Annotated in this window: 14 protein-coding genes; 5 read left to right on the top strand and 9 right to left on the bottom strand. The window is 55.2% G+C overall.

Annotation, left to right across the window (positions count from 1 at the left end; all coding sequences use genetic code 11):
- Positions 1-5: 5 nt before the first annotated feature.
- Together NGM99_RS05520 and NGM99_RS05525 are read left to right on the top strand one after the other, a co-directional pair.
- Positions 6-731 carry an amidohydrolase family protein gene (locus tag NGM99_RS05520; RefSeq protein WP_252816815.1) on the top strand — a complete coding sequence of 242 codons (726 nt, stop codon included), beginning with the start codon at positions 6-8 and terminating at the stop codon, positions 729-731.
- Positions 732-748: 17 nt separating this feature from the next.
- Positions 749-1,711, top strand: a complete 963-nt coding sequence (locus tag NGM99_RS05525; RefSeq protein ID WP_252816817.1) for a sugar-binding transcriptional regulator — start codon at positions 749-751, stop codon at positions 1,709-1,711.
- 511 nt (positions 1,712-2,222) lie between these two features.
- Here NGM99_RS05525 and NGM99_RS05530 read toward each other — a convergent pair.
- A complete protein-coding gene (locus NGM99_RS05530) occupies positions 2,223-2,957 on the bottom strand; it encodes an SDR family NAD(P)-dependent oxidoreductase (RefSeq protein ID WP_252816946.1) in 735 nt (244 codons plus the stop codon).
- An 86-nt stretch (positions 2,958-3,043) separates the two neighbouring features.
- Between NGM99_RS05530 and NGM99_RS05535 the strand changes: the two genes are divergently transcribed.
- Entirely contained in the window at positions 3,044-3,421 is a 378-nt protein-coding gene (locus tag NGM99_RS05535) for a winged helix-turn-helix transcriptional regulator (RefSeq protein WP_252816819.1), read from the top strand.
- A 103-nt stretch (positions 3,422-3,524) separates the two neighbouring features.
- Here the strand turns inward: NGM99_RS05535 and NGM99_RS05540 are convergent, their stop codons facing one another.
- From NGM99_RS05540 to NGM99_RS05565, 6 genes are all read right to left on the bottom strand, one after another.
- On the bottom strand, positions 3,525-4,721 hold the full coding sequence (locus NGM99_RS05540; protein ID WP_252816821.1) for an aminotransferase class V-fold PLP-dependent enzyme: 1,197 nt from the start codon (positions 4,719-4,721) through the stop codon (positions 3,525-3,527).
- A gap of 46 nt (positions 4,722-4,767) precedes the next feature.
- On the bottom strand, positions 4,768-5,253 hold the full coding sequence (locus tag NGM99_RS05545) for a RidA family protein (protein WP_252816822.1): 486 nt from the start codon (positions 5,251-5,253) through the stop codon (positions 4,768-4,770).
- Positions 5,250-6,029, bottom strand: coding sequence for an amino acid ABC transporter ATP-binding protein (locus NGM99_RS05550; protein WP_252816824.1), 780 nt, complete (start codon positions 6,027-6,029; stop codon positions 5,250-5,252). The genes NGM99_RS05545 and NGM99_RS05550 overlap by 4 nt, the downstream gene beginning before the upstream one ends.
- A gap of 5 nt (positions 6,030-6,034) precedes the next feature.
- Positions 6,035-6,682, bottom strand: a complete 648-nt coding sequence (locus NGM99_RS05555) for an amino acid ABC transporter permease (protein ID WP_252816826.1) — start codon at positions 6,680-6,682, stop codon at positions 6,035-6,037.
- 1 nt (position 6,683) lies between these two features.
- Positions 6,684-7,349 (bottom strand): amino acid ABC transporter permease, encoded by a 666-nt coding sequence (locus tag NGM99_RS05560; protein ID WP_252816828.1) that lies wholly within the window; start codon positions 7,347-7,349, stop codon positions 6,684-6,686.
- 62 nt (positions 7,350-7,411) lie between these two features.
- Positions 7,412-8,290 (bottom strand): transporter substrate-binding domain-containing protein, encoded by an 879-nt coding sequence (locus NGM99_RS05565; RefSeq protein WP_252816829.1) that lies wholly within the window; start codon positions 8,288-8,290, stop codon positions 7,412-7,414.
- A gap of 198 nt (positions 8,291-8,488) precedes the next feature.
- Between NGM99_RS05565 and NGM99_RS05570 the strand changes: the two genes are divergently transcribed.
- Positions 8,489-9,202 (top strand): IclR family transcriptional regulator, encoded by a 714-nt coding sequence (locus NGM99_RS05570; protein ID WP_252816831.1) that lies wholly within the window; start codon positions 8,489-8,491, stop codon positions 9,200-9,202.
- A 305-nt stretch (positions 9,203-9,507) separates the two neighbouring features.
- Here NGM99_RS05570 and NGM99_RS05575 read toward each other — a convergent pair whose 3' ends face one another.
- Complete coding sequence (locus tag NGM99_RS05575; RefSeq protein WP_252816833.1) at positions 9,508-11,568, bottom strand: 3-hydroxyacyl-CoA dehydrogenase NAD-binding domain-containing protein; 2,061 nt, start codon at positions 11,566-11,568, stop codon at positions 9,508-9,510.
- Between the two features lie 60 nt (positions 11,569-11,628).
- Positions 11,629-12,831, bottom strand: a complete 1,203-nt coding sequence (gene pcaF, locus NGM99_RS05580; RefSeq protein WP_252816835.1) for a 3-oxoadipyl-CoA thiolase — start codon at positions 12,829-12,831, stop codon at positions 11,629-11,631.
- Positions 12,832-13,023: 192 nt separating this feature from the next.
- Here pcaF and NGM99_RS05585 point away from each other — a divergent pair, with 192 nt between their 5' ends.
- Positions 13,024-14,403 (top strand): aminotransferase, encoded by a 1,380-nt coding sequence (locus tag NGM99_RS05585; RefSeq protein ID WP_289852368.1) that lies wholly within the window; start codon positions 13,024-13,026, stop codon positions 14,401-14,403.
- Positions 14,404-14,463 lie beyond the last annotated feature (60 nt).

Below are 14,463 nucleotides of genomic sequence, written 5' to 3' on the forward strand. Positions count from 1 at the left end.
TTTTCATGACGCTTATTATCGACGCGCACAACCATCTCGGCACCCGCCATGGCGCGAGCCAGACTGGAGCAGATCTTGTGGCCAAGATCGATGCCGTGGGGGTCGACAAGGCGGTGATGTTTCCTTTTGTAGAGGGCAACTTCACCAACGATCCAATTAAGGAGGCCTACGACCAGTTTCCTGACCGACTCATCCCATATTGTGCTATCAACCCTTGGCAGCCAGACGCTGCAGACGAAGTGCGTCGCTGCGTCCGCGACTGGGGTTTCAAAGGGCTAAAGCTGCACCCGACAATCAACGGTTTCCACTTGTCGGATGCTGGCCTCGTCGACCCACTATTCAAGATCGCTGATGAGTACGGTATTCCCGTCATCGTCCATGGTGCGAGCGACCTGCTGAACAGCCCGCCCGAATTCCGCATCATGGCCAAGCGCTTTCCAAATGTGGTGCTGCTCATGGCACACATGGGCTTCTTCTGGTCAGTAGAACAAGCGATCGAATACGCGCAGGAGTGTCCAAATCTATACTTGGAAACCTCGCGCGCACCGATCTTTGAAATTCAGACCGCTGTCAAAGCACTGGGGGCCGAGAAGGTAATTTGGGGGACCGACTCACCTTTCGTCGATTATGAGTGGGAATTCAAAAAGATGGAGCGAGCCACCTCCGATCCGGACGGCTACCGAGCCATCGTCGGTGGCAATATCGCCAAGATCCTGAACATCCCAGGCTGACCGGGGCGCATACGCGTATGGCGATATCCGAACGAGGCGAAGCTGATAGGCGGCTCGATCAGGCGGCACGCGCGGCTTGGCTTTATTACGTAAAGAGCAAGCGCCAGGACGACATTGCGCAGGAGCTCGGTATCTCTCGTCAGGTCGTTCAGCGCTTGATCGCGCTGGCGCTCAGTGAGAACCTGATCAGCTTCCAAGTCAGGCATCCTCTTTCAGAATGCATCGCGCTGGCGGACCGGCTGAAAGAAAAATTTGGGCTGCAGTTTTGCGAGGTAGCCCTAAACGAAGCCGGCAATACTGAAGACATTCCAGCCGTGGCAACTGTAGCGGCACACTACCTCGACAACGTTCTGATGCAGAAGGCGCCGGTCACTATTGCAGTCGGCAACGGCACTGCTATGCGCGAAACAGTCATGCGTATCAGTTCAGCAGACCGGCCCCAACATCGCTGCGTTTCGCTTATGGGTAACCTTACCCCTAACGGCAGGGCAAGCCGCCACGATGTAGTTACGAAGCTTGCCGAGCGCATCAATGCGCAGAGTTACCCACTACCGATGCCGCTTGTTGCGGCGACAGTTTCCGAGCGAGAAATCCTGCAGGCTCAACTGGGTTATAAGACCTTGCGTGGGCTTGTCGACGACGCGAACCTGCTGGTTATGGGCAGCGGCAATGTCGGCTGGCAGGCAGGCATCCATGCCGACGGCTTCATCACCGATCCGGAGTTAGCCGAAGCCATGGACGCTGGGGCGGTTGGCGAGGTGCTGGGCGGCGTGATCGACAAGGCTGGGAGGTTTGTCGAGGTCAGCTATATCGAACGTTTGACCTCCCTGATGCGAGCGCCGAACAGCCGCCAGCCAACGCTGCTCGTCAGTTCTGGTCAGATTCGAGTCCCTGCAATTTATGCCGCTTTGACGGGAAAGCTGGCCAACATGCTGATAACCGACGAAAATACGGCAAAATCCATCTTGGCGGTCAAGTGACGAGGCTGAGTTTAAATTAGTCAGTTATCTTAACAGCGATAGGCAAGCTTTCAGCAGGGGTGTGCAAGATTGGCAATTAATACCTCCTCAGCTCTGCACCTTATTGCGTCGATCTCAGCTACCGTACCATCATGCCAGAGTCGAAGGCCTAAGTTGTTTGTCCTGCCATAAAGAAGTAGGATGGGTGATGTTCGCCTTTATCTGCTCCAAGATCGTGGTGCCAAAGTATAAACAAATGCCGGAGAAAGGTGAAATAATCGCACGGCTGCGTTGTATCGAAAGATTATGTTTCGGGAGGGCCGGTGTATCGTTGAGTTCGCTTGCCCGTTGGGGGGGGGGCTGCATGGCCTTGTCCTTTGTCTGAAAATTTCGCTAGAAGATTGCTTCGAAGTGTTTTTGTCGAACGTCTTGTCGCTACGAGCTTTTATTCAGATGCTGCCGGCCCTCGTTTTGCTCCGGCACCATGCGCCGGAGCATGAAATCTGCGGAGGCGAAGACCGAGAAGGGGTGCCTAGATTTGTGCGAGCCCACCGTCGACGGCGACTTCGCTGCCGGTCATGAAGCTGCTGTCGTCCGAGGCGAGAAACGCAGCGGTTGCTGCCGTCTCGGTAGGATCGCCAATGCGACCGAGCGGCGTGATACTGCCGAGTTTGCGGAAGTCCTCTTCTCCTACGACTTCCATCGCGAGTTCAGTCAGGATCGGTCCGGGCGACAGCACGTTCACGCGGATACCTGTTCCACGGAGGTCCTCCGCCCAGCTGCGTGCAAAGTTGCGAACCGCAGCCTTTGTCGCGCTGTAAACACTGAACTTCGGGGTGCCCATCGATCCGGTGCTCGAACCGGTCAGGATAACGGATGATCCGGCCTTCATCAGCGGTAGGGCCTTCTGCACGGTGAAGAGCAATCCTTTCACGTTGACGTCGAAAGTCTTCTCATAGTGCTCGAGACTGATTTCGCCGAGCCCGGCAAACTCGCCGGTTCCGGCGTTGGCGAACAGGATGTCGAGTTGTCCGCGGTCTTGTCGGACTGTCTCATAAAGCCGGTCGAGATCGGCCAAGTCGGTGACCGAGCCTCGAACCGCCCGAGCATTCTCGCCAAGTTGACCGAGTGCTCCATCAAGTGCATCCTGCCGCCGCCCGAAGATATAAACGAACGCGCCTTCCTCGACGAAGCGTTTGGCGGCGCCCAAGCCGATACCGCTTCCGCCTCCGGTGACAACCGCCGTTTTGCCTTGCAACCTATTCATCACACGTCTCCTGCGTTGAGGTTGCATAGAGCTGGTATGGCACACACCTATGGACAAGTATGCACCTTTTGGTAAGTATCAGAATTATGGATCAGATCGTTTCACCGCCGCGGGGTTTCAGTTGCGGACTGGATGCCACGCTCCGCGTCATCTCCGGCAAATGGAAGCCCTTGATCCTATATTTCCTCGGGCAGGGACCCAACCGCTATGGAGAGCTGAAGCGTGCGGTTCGCGGCGTCAGCGACAAAGTGCTGATCCAGCAATTAAAGGAACTCGAAGGCGATGGGATCATCGTGCGGCACGACTACAAGGAAGTGCCTCCGCGCGTGGATTACGCACTGACGCCACTGGGCCGTGGCTTAGCTGAGGCCCTGACCCCGCTTTGCATATGGGGGACGGAAAACATGGCAGAAGTCGCGCAGGTGCTCGCACAACGCGAAATAGAGACGAATTCAGTCAGTTGAGCCAGTCTGCAAGGCTCTTGCTCATCAGGTTATGAGGTCCAATCCAAGTTGCTCAACGCCGGGAGAGCGGCAACCAAAGCCAAGCAATATTTTATATTTGGCATCAGTCAGGCCAGTGACGAATTGCAGCTTCGCGCTCCATCCACCAATCAGCTATAGGCGTTGCCACCACTTCGTTTGACTTTCGGGCTCGCTCTAACTCCTCGGTTAGGCGTTCAGCAACTACTTCGTCTTGACCAGGGTGAAGATTGCACGGATCGAGAAAGAAATGACCATGTTCAATTTCATGGTCACGAACAATGACGGGCATGTCACCGCTAGCTAGCTTCCGGGCAAGATCCCATGCGCTAATGTGCGCGAGAATTGGGTCAATGCTGACTTTGAGGCGATCCAGAGGGTTACAAGTTGGGTCAGGCACGACCTCCGTTCTCACGCCAGGCCGATCCTTGAGTGTATTCACCCATAAATCGAGTGAATCCTGTTCGCGTTTGCGAATTGCATTGTGGTCGCGCGTCTTCCAGGCAGCAAGGGCTGCCATCACCCCGACGATGCTTTCCTTGCCTACCTTCATGCCGCGACCAATACCTCGGTTCTGAAGGTAAGTGCTGCGCACGAGATTTTTTGACCCAGCTACGATTCCACTGGTAGGTCCGCCCAGGAACTTATGGCCTGAGTAGATAACGAGGTCGGCGCCATGGTCCAGAAAGTAACGAAGGTCGTACTCGGATGCGGCGTCTATTATTACGGGCACGCCGCGTTCGTGACAAACATGGATGAATGTCGAAAGCGGAACTTGCGCGTAGTCTACTACGTGATGTGAAACGACATAAAGGGCTGCAGCAGTCCGTTCAGTGATGGCGGCTGCAAGTTGATACGCGTGGGAAGCTGTCGCCTGTCCGACGGAGACAACCTTTGCCCCAGAAAGCCTGATCATTTGATCGATAGGTGCCCCGAAGCTAACCAGGTGGCCGGAAAGGGCTACTACTTCGTTTTTCAAGGTACCTGTTTCTGGAAGCTGCTCGATTGCGGCCAGGTTATCGCCTGTCATGCATGCTGCGACTGATAATGTGATCCCAGCCGCACATGACGCCGTGACGAACCCTGCTTCTCCTCCAGTCAGTTCGGCAATGAGCGCCGAAGCCCGCTTATGTAAATCACTAATCTCCATAAACTGCGGCAAGCTTCGCTGCATTGCGTTGATAGCATCGGGAACGACAATCGAGGCCCCTAACGCTGTCATTGTACCTGAGACATTGATAATCTGACGCAGTCCTAATTCTGGTCTGATATCATCAATCATGGTAGAGATCCTTATAGGGCCCGTAGGCTGGTTCTAGTCTTTAGTTTTAAGCGAGAACTTCGAATATTGCCTCAATCTCAACCGAAATGTTGTTAGGTAGCGAGCCTACACCAATCGCGGAGCGGGCGTGTTCACCTGCTTCGCCAAAGACTTGTACGAACAAGTCAGAGCACCCGTTGATCACTTCTGGATGCCGCGTAAAGTCAGACGATGCATTGACCAGTCCGAGCACCTTAACCACCTGCACGGTTCTGCCGAGGTCGCCTATGGCCTCGAGCAGTACAGCTAAAATGTTCAAGCCTGTTAGTTGGGCATGACGGTAGCCGTCCTCGACAGTGACGTCACTGCCGACCTTACCCTTATGGAGCTCGCCATTAGATTCCCGGGGGCCTTGACCAGAAACGTAGAGAAAATTCCCAGAGCGTTTGAAATTTCGAAAATGTCCGATGGGGCGAGCAGGTGAGGGAAGTGTAAGACCTAGAGCGTTAAGGCGCTCTAACGGAGAATGTTCGGAGAGCACTTGAACGCTCATATGCGCGATCCACGGAAACGAGAGAGAAAAGCTTCGAGGCGGTCATTGCCATCAGCGCCGGACATGATGTGATCGGGGCTGCCCTCGGCTGAGACACGTCCATCCGCCATAAAAACGATCCGATGGCTTGCATCTCTGGCGAATGCAATCTCATGGGTCACCATGAGCATCGTCATGCCGTCTGCGGCCAACTGCGTTACGACGTCCAAAACCTCTCCAACCAGTTCTGGATCGAGTGCAGAAGTTATTTCATCAAGCAAGAGAACCTTCGGCTCCATCGCAACGGCGCGAGCAATGCCGACACGCTGCTGCTGTCCACCTGACAGCTCAGACGGCAGGCTTCCAGCTTTGTGTTCTAAACCAACTCGAGCCAACCAATGGCGAGCTGTATCGCGGGCGTCTTTTCTGCTTTTTCCTCGCACCTGCTGCAAGCCAAGCGTGACGTTTTGTTCGGCTGTCAGGTGTGGGAATAGGTTGAAGCTCTGGAATACCATTCCCGTTTCAGCGCGCATGCGCGCCAGATCACGCTCTGTACGCCTCCTTCGTTGGCTTCCATCGCGGAAACCGACTTCGCTGCCATCGATGCGTATTGACCCACCATCATAGAATTCGAGAAAGTTCACGCATCTCAGCAACGTCGTTTTACCACTGCCAGATGGTCCAATGATGGTGACCACTTCGCCGGCGGACACAGAGAGATCGACGGACTTCAGGACTTCATTCGAACCGAAAGATTTCGACAACTGCTCGATAGCAAGCAGAGGTACCACTTCCATTGCGATTACTCCCGCACGAAGGCATATCGACGCTCCAAGACGCGGCTGAAGCTCGAAAGACTGTAGTTGATTGCGAAGTAGAGTGCGGCTCCAAGCAGGTAGAGAGGGAGTGGCTCGTAAGTCCGCCCAATCACCTGATTGATGGCGTGCATGAGATCAACAACTCCAAGAAGCGAAACTAGAGCGCTTCCTTTCACTGCATCAGTTACGCCATTGATCCATGGCGGTAGAAACCGGCGCACAGCTTGAGGAAATATCACAAACCGAAGTCGATCTGAGAAAATCAACCCTATGGCTTTACCCGCTTCCATCTGACCGCGTGGGATAGAGCCGATAGCGCCACGAACGTACTCAACGACTTGGGCAGCTTTGAACAGAGTAAGAGCGGCGACCGCAGCCCAAAACGGATCAAGCCTGAGACCTAAGGGTGGTAGGCCATAGTACACCATAAATATCAGGACAAGGATAGGAATGCCGCGGACACAATCGCTTAGGATGCGCACGGCAAGCCGTACCGGCAACGGCCCATAAACAAGCCCCACACCAAGCGCAGCGCCAATCACAAGGGAAAGCGCCACCACGATCGCAGAGACCAGAATCGTTGTCCAAAGTCCCTGTAAGAGAAATGGAAAGGCATAGACAATCTGGTCCATCCTACCGCTCCACCCGAAAGCGCCGTTCCACCAGTCGAAGCAACAAGAGAATCATATAGCCTGCGATCAGATAGATCGTGGTCACAACAAGATATACTTCAACGATCCGAAAAGTCGTATTGTTGATCCACTGAGCTCCAAAAGTGAGCTCCGGTACCGCTATAACTGAAGCAATCGAAGTGTCTTTGAATAGCGATATGAATGTGTTTGACAGCGCGGGAAGGCTAATTCGGGTCATGATCGGCAACCGGACGTAGGCGAGCCGCTGAATCGGTGTAAGGCCAATTGCGCGCCCGGCGTCGATTTGCCCCCTTGGCACTGCATCCAGTCCCGATCGGAAAACTTCGACTAGGTAGGCCCCTGAGTAGAGCGATAGCGTCAGCACGAATGAAGTGGTGGCATCGTATGCGATGTTCACGACGGTCGGCAGACCATAGAACACTAGATATACCAGCAGGAGCAGCGGAACGTTGCGAATGACTTCGACGTAGCCAGAAATCAAACCGCGCGCGAACCGACCTGCCGAAACGTACCAGACGGCCAGTGTTAGGCCAATCACGGCGCCGATCAGGATGGAAAGCAGCGCGAGCTCGAGGCTGAGGACTAGCCCGTTCAAGAGCTTGTCGAAATGTCGCCAAACAAGATTGAAGTTGAGGTGATAGCCCATCAGACCGTCGTGACATGTAGGAGGAGCCGGAGGAGCGTGGAGCGCATCCTCCGGTTCATGGATCAGACGGAGGGAAAGCCCGGTTTGCGTTCTGGCACTTGTGCGCCGAAGTATTCCTTGAACGCCGCGTCATACAGGGCTGTTTCGTGGCCGAAGATGCCAATCGTGAACGCCGTATTGACGAACTGCAACCAGTCAGGGTCTCCTTGGCGCATTGCCGCACCATAGAGCATGGATCTCCAAGACTTGCCTGAATCGAAGTAGCGATCTGGCGTCCGAGCGACTAACCAGCGAACTGTTGAAAGATCGACAGCCGCTGCGTCTGCGCGTCCCGCCTCCAAAGCTTGGATGACGTTTGCTTGAGTATCAATCTGCAAGACTTGTGCGTCAGGCAAGACCTCGTGGATCGCTGTGTCAGCGTCAACGTTCTGCAGAATCGAAACACGTGTACCGCTTCCTTTGGCAAGAAGCTGGTCGAATGTCTTTTCCTGCGCGTCAGGTCGCGTAAGCAGGGCCACTCCCTCAACATAATAGGGTCGCGAGAAAGCAATAACTTGGGCGCGCGCCGACGACATCGTCATGAATTGGATCGTTATATCCACCTGACCTGTTGTCACATTCGGGATGCGTTGCGCCGCGTCCTGCTTAATGAACTCGACTTTGGTTTCGTCGTCAAAAAGCGCTTTCGCCAAGATGCGGCCCATGGTGACATCCATCCCAACGAGTTCACCTGCATCATTCTCGAAATGCCAAGGTGCGTTCGTGCTGCCAGTTCCGACACGAAGCGTTCCGCGCTCCAATACGGTTGGCAAAAGGCTGCCGCTTGCCGCTTGAGCTGCCGCCTGTTGAGCATTCAATGTTGTGAGGCCAGCCGCGCCGGCCAGCGCGAGGCCTGTTGCACTAAACTTAAGAAATTCCCGGCGCTGCTTTGATTCTGTCATGTTCACCTCCATTGCAGGGCGTAGGTTCGCCCGATGTTGCACCCTCATAGTCGTCCAGTATACTGGACTTGTGTCTAGCATATGAGACGTTACGTTAGGTGATTCGGGTTGGCAATGGGCGAAAGTGCAAAAGCTGAGAGGGGTGGTTCTTTGCGACCGCGAACAAATCGCCAAAGCAGGGAAAGGAGCCTCGACCGTATGGCTAAGCTCTTCGCCTACTTGAACAACCACAACCAGCCAGTGCGTGTTGCTGATTTAGCCAAGGCGCTCAGTGCACCGCGCTCGTCGATCTACGAACTTGTAAGCGTGCTATCAAAAGAAGGACTTTTGGAGTTTTGCGGCGAAGGCAATAAAGTGTTTTTTGGAAAGCTCATGTATGTGTATGGCGCAAACTTCCTTAGTCAAAACTCTATATTGCGTGAGGGGCAATTAGAAGTTGATCGACTAGCACTCGAAACCCACGAAACATTTGAGCTGTGTACCTTGAACCAAAATCGCCAAGCTATTTTGTATACGCGTTTGGGTCCGCGGCCCATGCGGATCGGTTCAGAAATCGGTTCGCAATTTCCCTTGCCTTGGACGGCGTCAGGTCGCTTGCTGCTGTCGCATATGGATGAAGAGGCTATCGACTCTCTCGTTCTGCCGGAAGATTACATCCTTCCCAACGGCTCGGTGGTCGACAGCGGTAAGTTCAAAAACGAGTGCCGAGACGCGTTAGGGGCTGAAATCGTAGTTACTCAAGGCCTCATTAATACGTTCACTCAGTGTCTTGCAGCCCCTCTTAAGGGGTCATCTGGTCTGATTGAAGCGACACTTTGTTGCGTTTTGCCTATTGATGTCGATGGAGATCATAAATCCTTCATTAGCGCGGCACTTAAAGAGAGTGCGAGCCGTTTATCTAGGCGAACATAAATTCTTTGCAGGCGCATCAAATCAAAAATTATCTTTATATTCGCAAATGTGGAAGGAGAGCTGAATAAAAAACTTGGTGTATATTGGTGCTGCTGGCCTGAAAAAATGCTATGACAAAGCTAATTATAAGTTTCTGAGTTGGTGTATCGAAGCAAAATATAAAGTAAAAAAGTTAAATGATGAAGGGTTATGGTAATTGATTGATGAAAAGAAATATTATATTTTTCTAGTTGAGGAAGTAATTGCCGTGATAAACTCTAGATTGCTTGGCCTGCCCGCCTCCAAACAAGCGGAAAGCCTAAATGTCATTTCAGTGCGCTTAGAGCGGACGATGGTCTAAAAACCTCCCTTCCTGTCCTCGAGTGCCACTCCTGCAGAGCTTCGGCTACTTTCTTGTATCCGAGCGTTCGTGCCCAGAACATCGGTCCACCCTTGCCTCGAGGAAAGCCATAGCCGTTCGCCCAGACAACATCGATGTCGGATTCTCTTGCCACGATACCCTCATCCAGTATCCGTAGACCCTCGTTGACCATCGGGAAAAGTGTTCGTTCACAAATCTCCTGTGTTTCAATACGACGACGATCAACGCCCTTCTCACTTGCGAGGCGCGCTGTCAGTTCAACGAGTTCAGCATTGGGCTGGGGCTCCCGCGGGCCAGCTCTGTAGTCATAGTAACCCATGCCGGCCTTTTGCCCAAACTGGCCACGTTCACAGAGCGTGTCGGCGATATCAGCCTTCTTGCCGAGGGATCTCCGGTTTCTCCAGCTGATATCTAAGCCCGCGAGGTCCGCCATTTGAAACGGTCCCATCGGCCATCCGAATTCGGTAAAGGCCCGATCGACACCTTGGGGCGTCGCGCCTTCCAAGAGAAGCTGTTCAAGTTCCGCAGTGCGTGCGGCCAGCATTCTATTGCCGACGAAGCCGTGGCAGATACCAACGACAACGGGGATTTTTCCGATCGTCCTGGCGAGTGACAGAGCGGTCGCGACAACGTCGGGTGCTGTACTAGGTGTGCGCACGACTTCCAGAAGCTTCATAACATGGGCCGGCGAAAAAAAGTGCAGACCGATCATATCGGCCGGCCTTCCCGAAAGGAGTCCGAGTTCGCTGGGATCTAGATAGGACGTGTTGGTCGCAAAAATCGCACCGGACTTTGCGACAGCATTCAGTGTCTCGAAAATCTGCCGCTTGACTGCTTTGTCCTCGAAGGCAGCTTCAATCAACAAGTCACACTGGGCTAGTCCCTCAACGTTCGGAGAAGAGGTGATAAGCGCGACCCGCTGTTTGGCGACATCTTCGTTAAGAGATCCTCGCTTGACGGACGATGCGTAAACGTCGCGGATTCCGGCTAGGCCGCGTTCGAGGGCGTCGCGATCAGCGTCATGAAGAAGGACTGAGATGCCGCCATTGGCCAAAGCCATGGCGATCCCCCGGCCCATTGTACCCGCACCAATCACGCCCACTGTTTCGATCGAGCGTGGCAGGGTGGATGCAGGAAGGGTTGAGACCTTGGCTGCCTCTTTTTCGGCGAAAAACAAGTAGCGCTGCGCACGCGACTGTTCCCCCTCCTTGAGAAGTTCGAACGTCGACCGCTCGTTCGCAAGCGCTTCCTCGAAAGGAAGATGGAGGCCAGCAATCAGTGTCTCTGCAGCCTTTACAGGGGCCAGTAATCCTCGAGCCTTCTGCTGGACGCTGATCTTTTCCTGTTCGAGCCAGTCCCAGTCGATGCCGGCTTCTTGGAACCGACCACTATCTCGCGTTGACTTCGAGCGCTTGCCTTCTGCCAGCGCTTCATGCGTGAATTCGATCGCAGCAGATACCACGCCGTCATCGGTGACTGCGTCGACGAGACCCATGAATTCCGCCTCGTCTGCGTTGATCAAGCGGCCCGTTGTAATCATTTCTAAAGCCGCGCCTGGGTCGATCAGGCGCGGCAGGCGGACGGTCCCTCCTGCGCCAGGAATCAGGCCAAGTTTAACTTCTGGAAAACCGAGCCTGGTGGTGCGGTGCGCCACGCGAAACCGGCATGCGAGCGCGAGTTCGAGACCTCCGCCGAGCGTCGTGCCATGCAAGGCCGCCAGCGTCGGTTTCGCGAACGATGCAAGCTCGGCGATCAAGGTACTCAAATCCGGCTGCCGCGTTGGCTTGTCGAACTCCGAGATATCGGCGCCAGCGCAAAATGTCCGCCCTGCACAGGTTAAGATCACTGCATCGACAGAGGTATCATCTCGCAGGTCTCGAAGTTCGATCATCAAACCATCACGAACCGCATGGCTGAGGGCGTTCACAGGTGGGTTGCTGATCGTGAGAATGGCAGCAGTGCCATCCATGCGCCTTGAAACGACTTCTGCGCTCACTTCATCCATGAAATTCATCCTGTCTGAACTTGGCTGTCGGCTTGTTTGCCGAACCGTCCGTCACACCCGTCACACCCGTTCCAAGCTGACTGCGATGCCTTGGCCGACGCCGATGCACATGGTGGCAAGTGCACGTTGTTTGGCGGTCAGGCTCAGTTCGAGGGCAGCGGTACCGGTGATGCGGGCGCCTGACATGCCGAGCGGATGACCGAGTGCAATGGCCCCACCGTTGGGGTTCACACGTGGATCGTTGTCAGCGATGCCCAGATCGCGCAACGTGGCGAGGCCTTGGCTGGCAAAGGCTTCGTTGAGTTCGATCACGTCGAAGTCCGACTGCTTCAGGTTCAGCCGAGCCATCAGTTTCTTGGAAGCAGGGGCGGGCCCGAAGCCCATGATGCGGGGAGCAACACCCGCTGTGGCCCCACCCAGAAGGCGCGCGATCGGTGTCAGGCCATGCCGCTTGGCGGCTGCTTCGGATGCGATGATCAGAGCGGCAGCCCCATCATTCACACCCGATGCATTGCCCGCCGTCACCGTGCCGCTCTCGCGGAAAGGCGTTGGAAGCTTGGCCAACGCTTCAAGCGTGGTTGCACGGGGGTGCTCGTCGCGATCCACCACCTTTGGATCGCCTTTCCTTTGCGCGATGGTGACCGCCACGATCTCGCGAGCCAGGCGGCCGTTTCCTTGGGCTTCAGCGGCCTTCTCCTGCGAGCGCAGGGCAAAGACGTCCTGATCTTCGCGGCTGATCTGAAAGTCCGCAGCCACGTTCTCACCTGTCTCGGGCATGGAATCGACACCGTACTGCGCCTTCATCAGGGGGTTCACGAAGCGCCAGCCAATGGTGGTGTCGTGGATCTCGGCATGACGCGAGAAAGCGCTCTCGGCTTTGGGCATCACAAAGGGCGCGCGCGACATCGACTCCACGCCGCCTGCAATCATCAACTCGGCTTCGCCCGCCTTGATGGCGCGTGCCGCAACCATCACCGCATCCATGCCTGAGCCGCAAAGGCGGTTGATCGTGGTGCCCGTCACCGTCTCGGGCAGCCCAGCAAGCAGCAGGGCCATGCGCGCAACATTGCGGTTGTCCTCGCCCGCCTGGTTGGCACAGCCAAAGACCACGTCATCCACGGCGTCCCAATCGATGGTCGGATGTCTTTCCATCAGCGCGCGCAAGGGCACCGCGCCCAGATCGTCCGCACGCACTGAAGACAGTGCCCCGCCAAAGCGACCGATCGGGGTGCGAACATAAGAACAAATGAAAGCGTCAGGCATCAGGAAAACTCCACGCGACTAGACTAAAAAATATTGATTGATTGAGCAATCAGTTTTCTTGACAGCGCCGTTGCTCGGACGGTAAATCTCGAGACATCCAGCGTTCAGACCGCAGCGCGCTCTGTTCCGATACGGACATATTGCGCTGTGACTGACTCAGACTGAGAACAGGGGGGACGTTCCTTGAATAAGATGCCAGGCTCACAGTGGGGCGCTACGGAAACGCAAGCTTCGGCGCGCGAGCATTTGCTGGTGCCTGCCGAGGAAATGGCGAAGCTTGGGCAAAGCCAGAAGCCTTTGCTCGCCTATGGCGATGGGATCTATGTCGTGGATTCCGAGGGGCGTCGGCTCATTGACGGTCCTGGGGGCATGTGGTGCACGCAGATTGGCTACAATCGTCGTGAAATCGCCGACGCGCTGGCTGAGCAGGCTCTGCGGCTGTCTTACAATTCGCCGTGGTATACGATCAATTCGCCCGCATCGGAACTCGCTGAACGCGTCGCCAAGGAAACACCGGGTGATCTCAACCGCGTCTTCTTCACGACGGGCGGGTCGACAGCGGTCGATACGGCCCTGCGCTTTTCGGAATATTATAACAATGTGCTGGGTCGGCCGGAAAAAAAGCAGATCATCGTCCGCCGCGAAGGTTATCATGGAAGCACGAGCCTAACGGCAGCCTGTTCTGGTCGCGCGGGCAACTGGCCGAATTTCGATATAGCCTCAGAGCGTATCACGTTCATATCGAGCCCGAGGTTTCGTCCCGCGAAGGGCTTGTCGGAAGCCGAATTTCTCGATGAACTCGTTCAGGAATTCGAGCAGACGATTGAGCGGATCGGTCCTGAAAAAGTCGCGGTGTTTCTAGCCGAGCCGCTTCTCGCTTCGGGCGGCGTTATCATTCCGCCCAAAGGCTATCATGCCCGGATGAAAGAAGTCTGTGAGCGCCACGACATCATCTACGTGTCGGACGAAGTGGTAACCGGCTTCGGACGTTGTGGTGAATGGTTTGCATCCGAAGCGGTTTTTGGCGTCGTTCCCGACATCATCACCTTCGCGAAGGGAGTAACGTCCGGCTATGTTCCCTTGGGAGGCCTGGCAATCTCGGAGCAACTTCTTGCTCGCGTTAGCGGCGCCAATGCCAAAGGTGGCTTCTTCACTAACGGCTACACCTATTCGGGCCATCCCGTCAGCTGCGCGGCGGCTATCGCAAATATGGACGTAATCGAAAAGGACGGGATTCTCGATCATGTAAGGGAGCTCGCTCCATACTTCGCCGAGCGCCTCATTGAGCTCAAAACCTTGCCCTGCGTGGTCGACGTGCGCGCGAGTGGTTTGGTTGGCTGCGTCGAGTGCATGCTGGATCCGGACGCGGACGAGCCGACTGCGCTCGACAAGCGCCTTGGCTCGCTGATCGACAAGCACTGCTTCGAACTCGGCCTAATCGTGCGTCCGCTTGGCAACATGTGCGTGATGTCGCCTCCATTGGTGATCACTAGGGAAGAAGTCGACACCATGGTCGATATCCTCCGGCAAGGCATCGTCTTGGCAACAGAAGACATGCGAACCAGCGGCTGATCACGCACCCAGCGTGTTCCGGCTTACTAGAACATCTTTGATTTTGGGTACTCGAAGTCG

The organism is Mesorhizobium liriopis (assembly GCF_024053505.1).
Lineage (GTDB): Bacteria > Pseudomonadota > Alphaproteobacteria > Rhizobiales > Rhizobiaceae > Mesorhizobium_B > Mesorhizobium_B liriopis.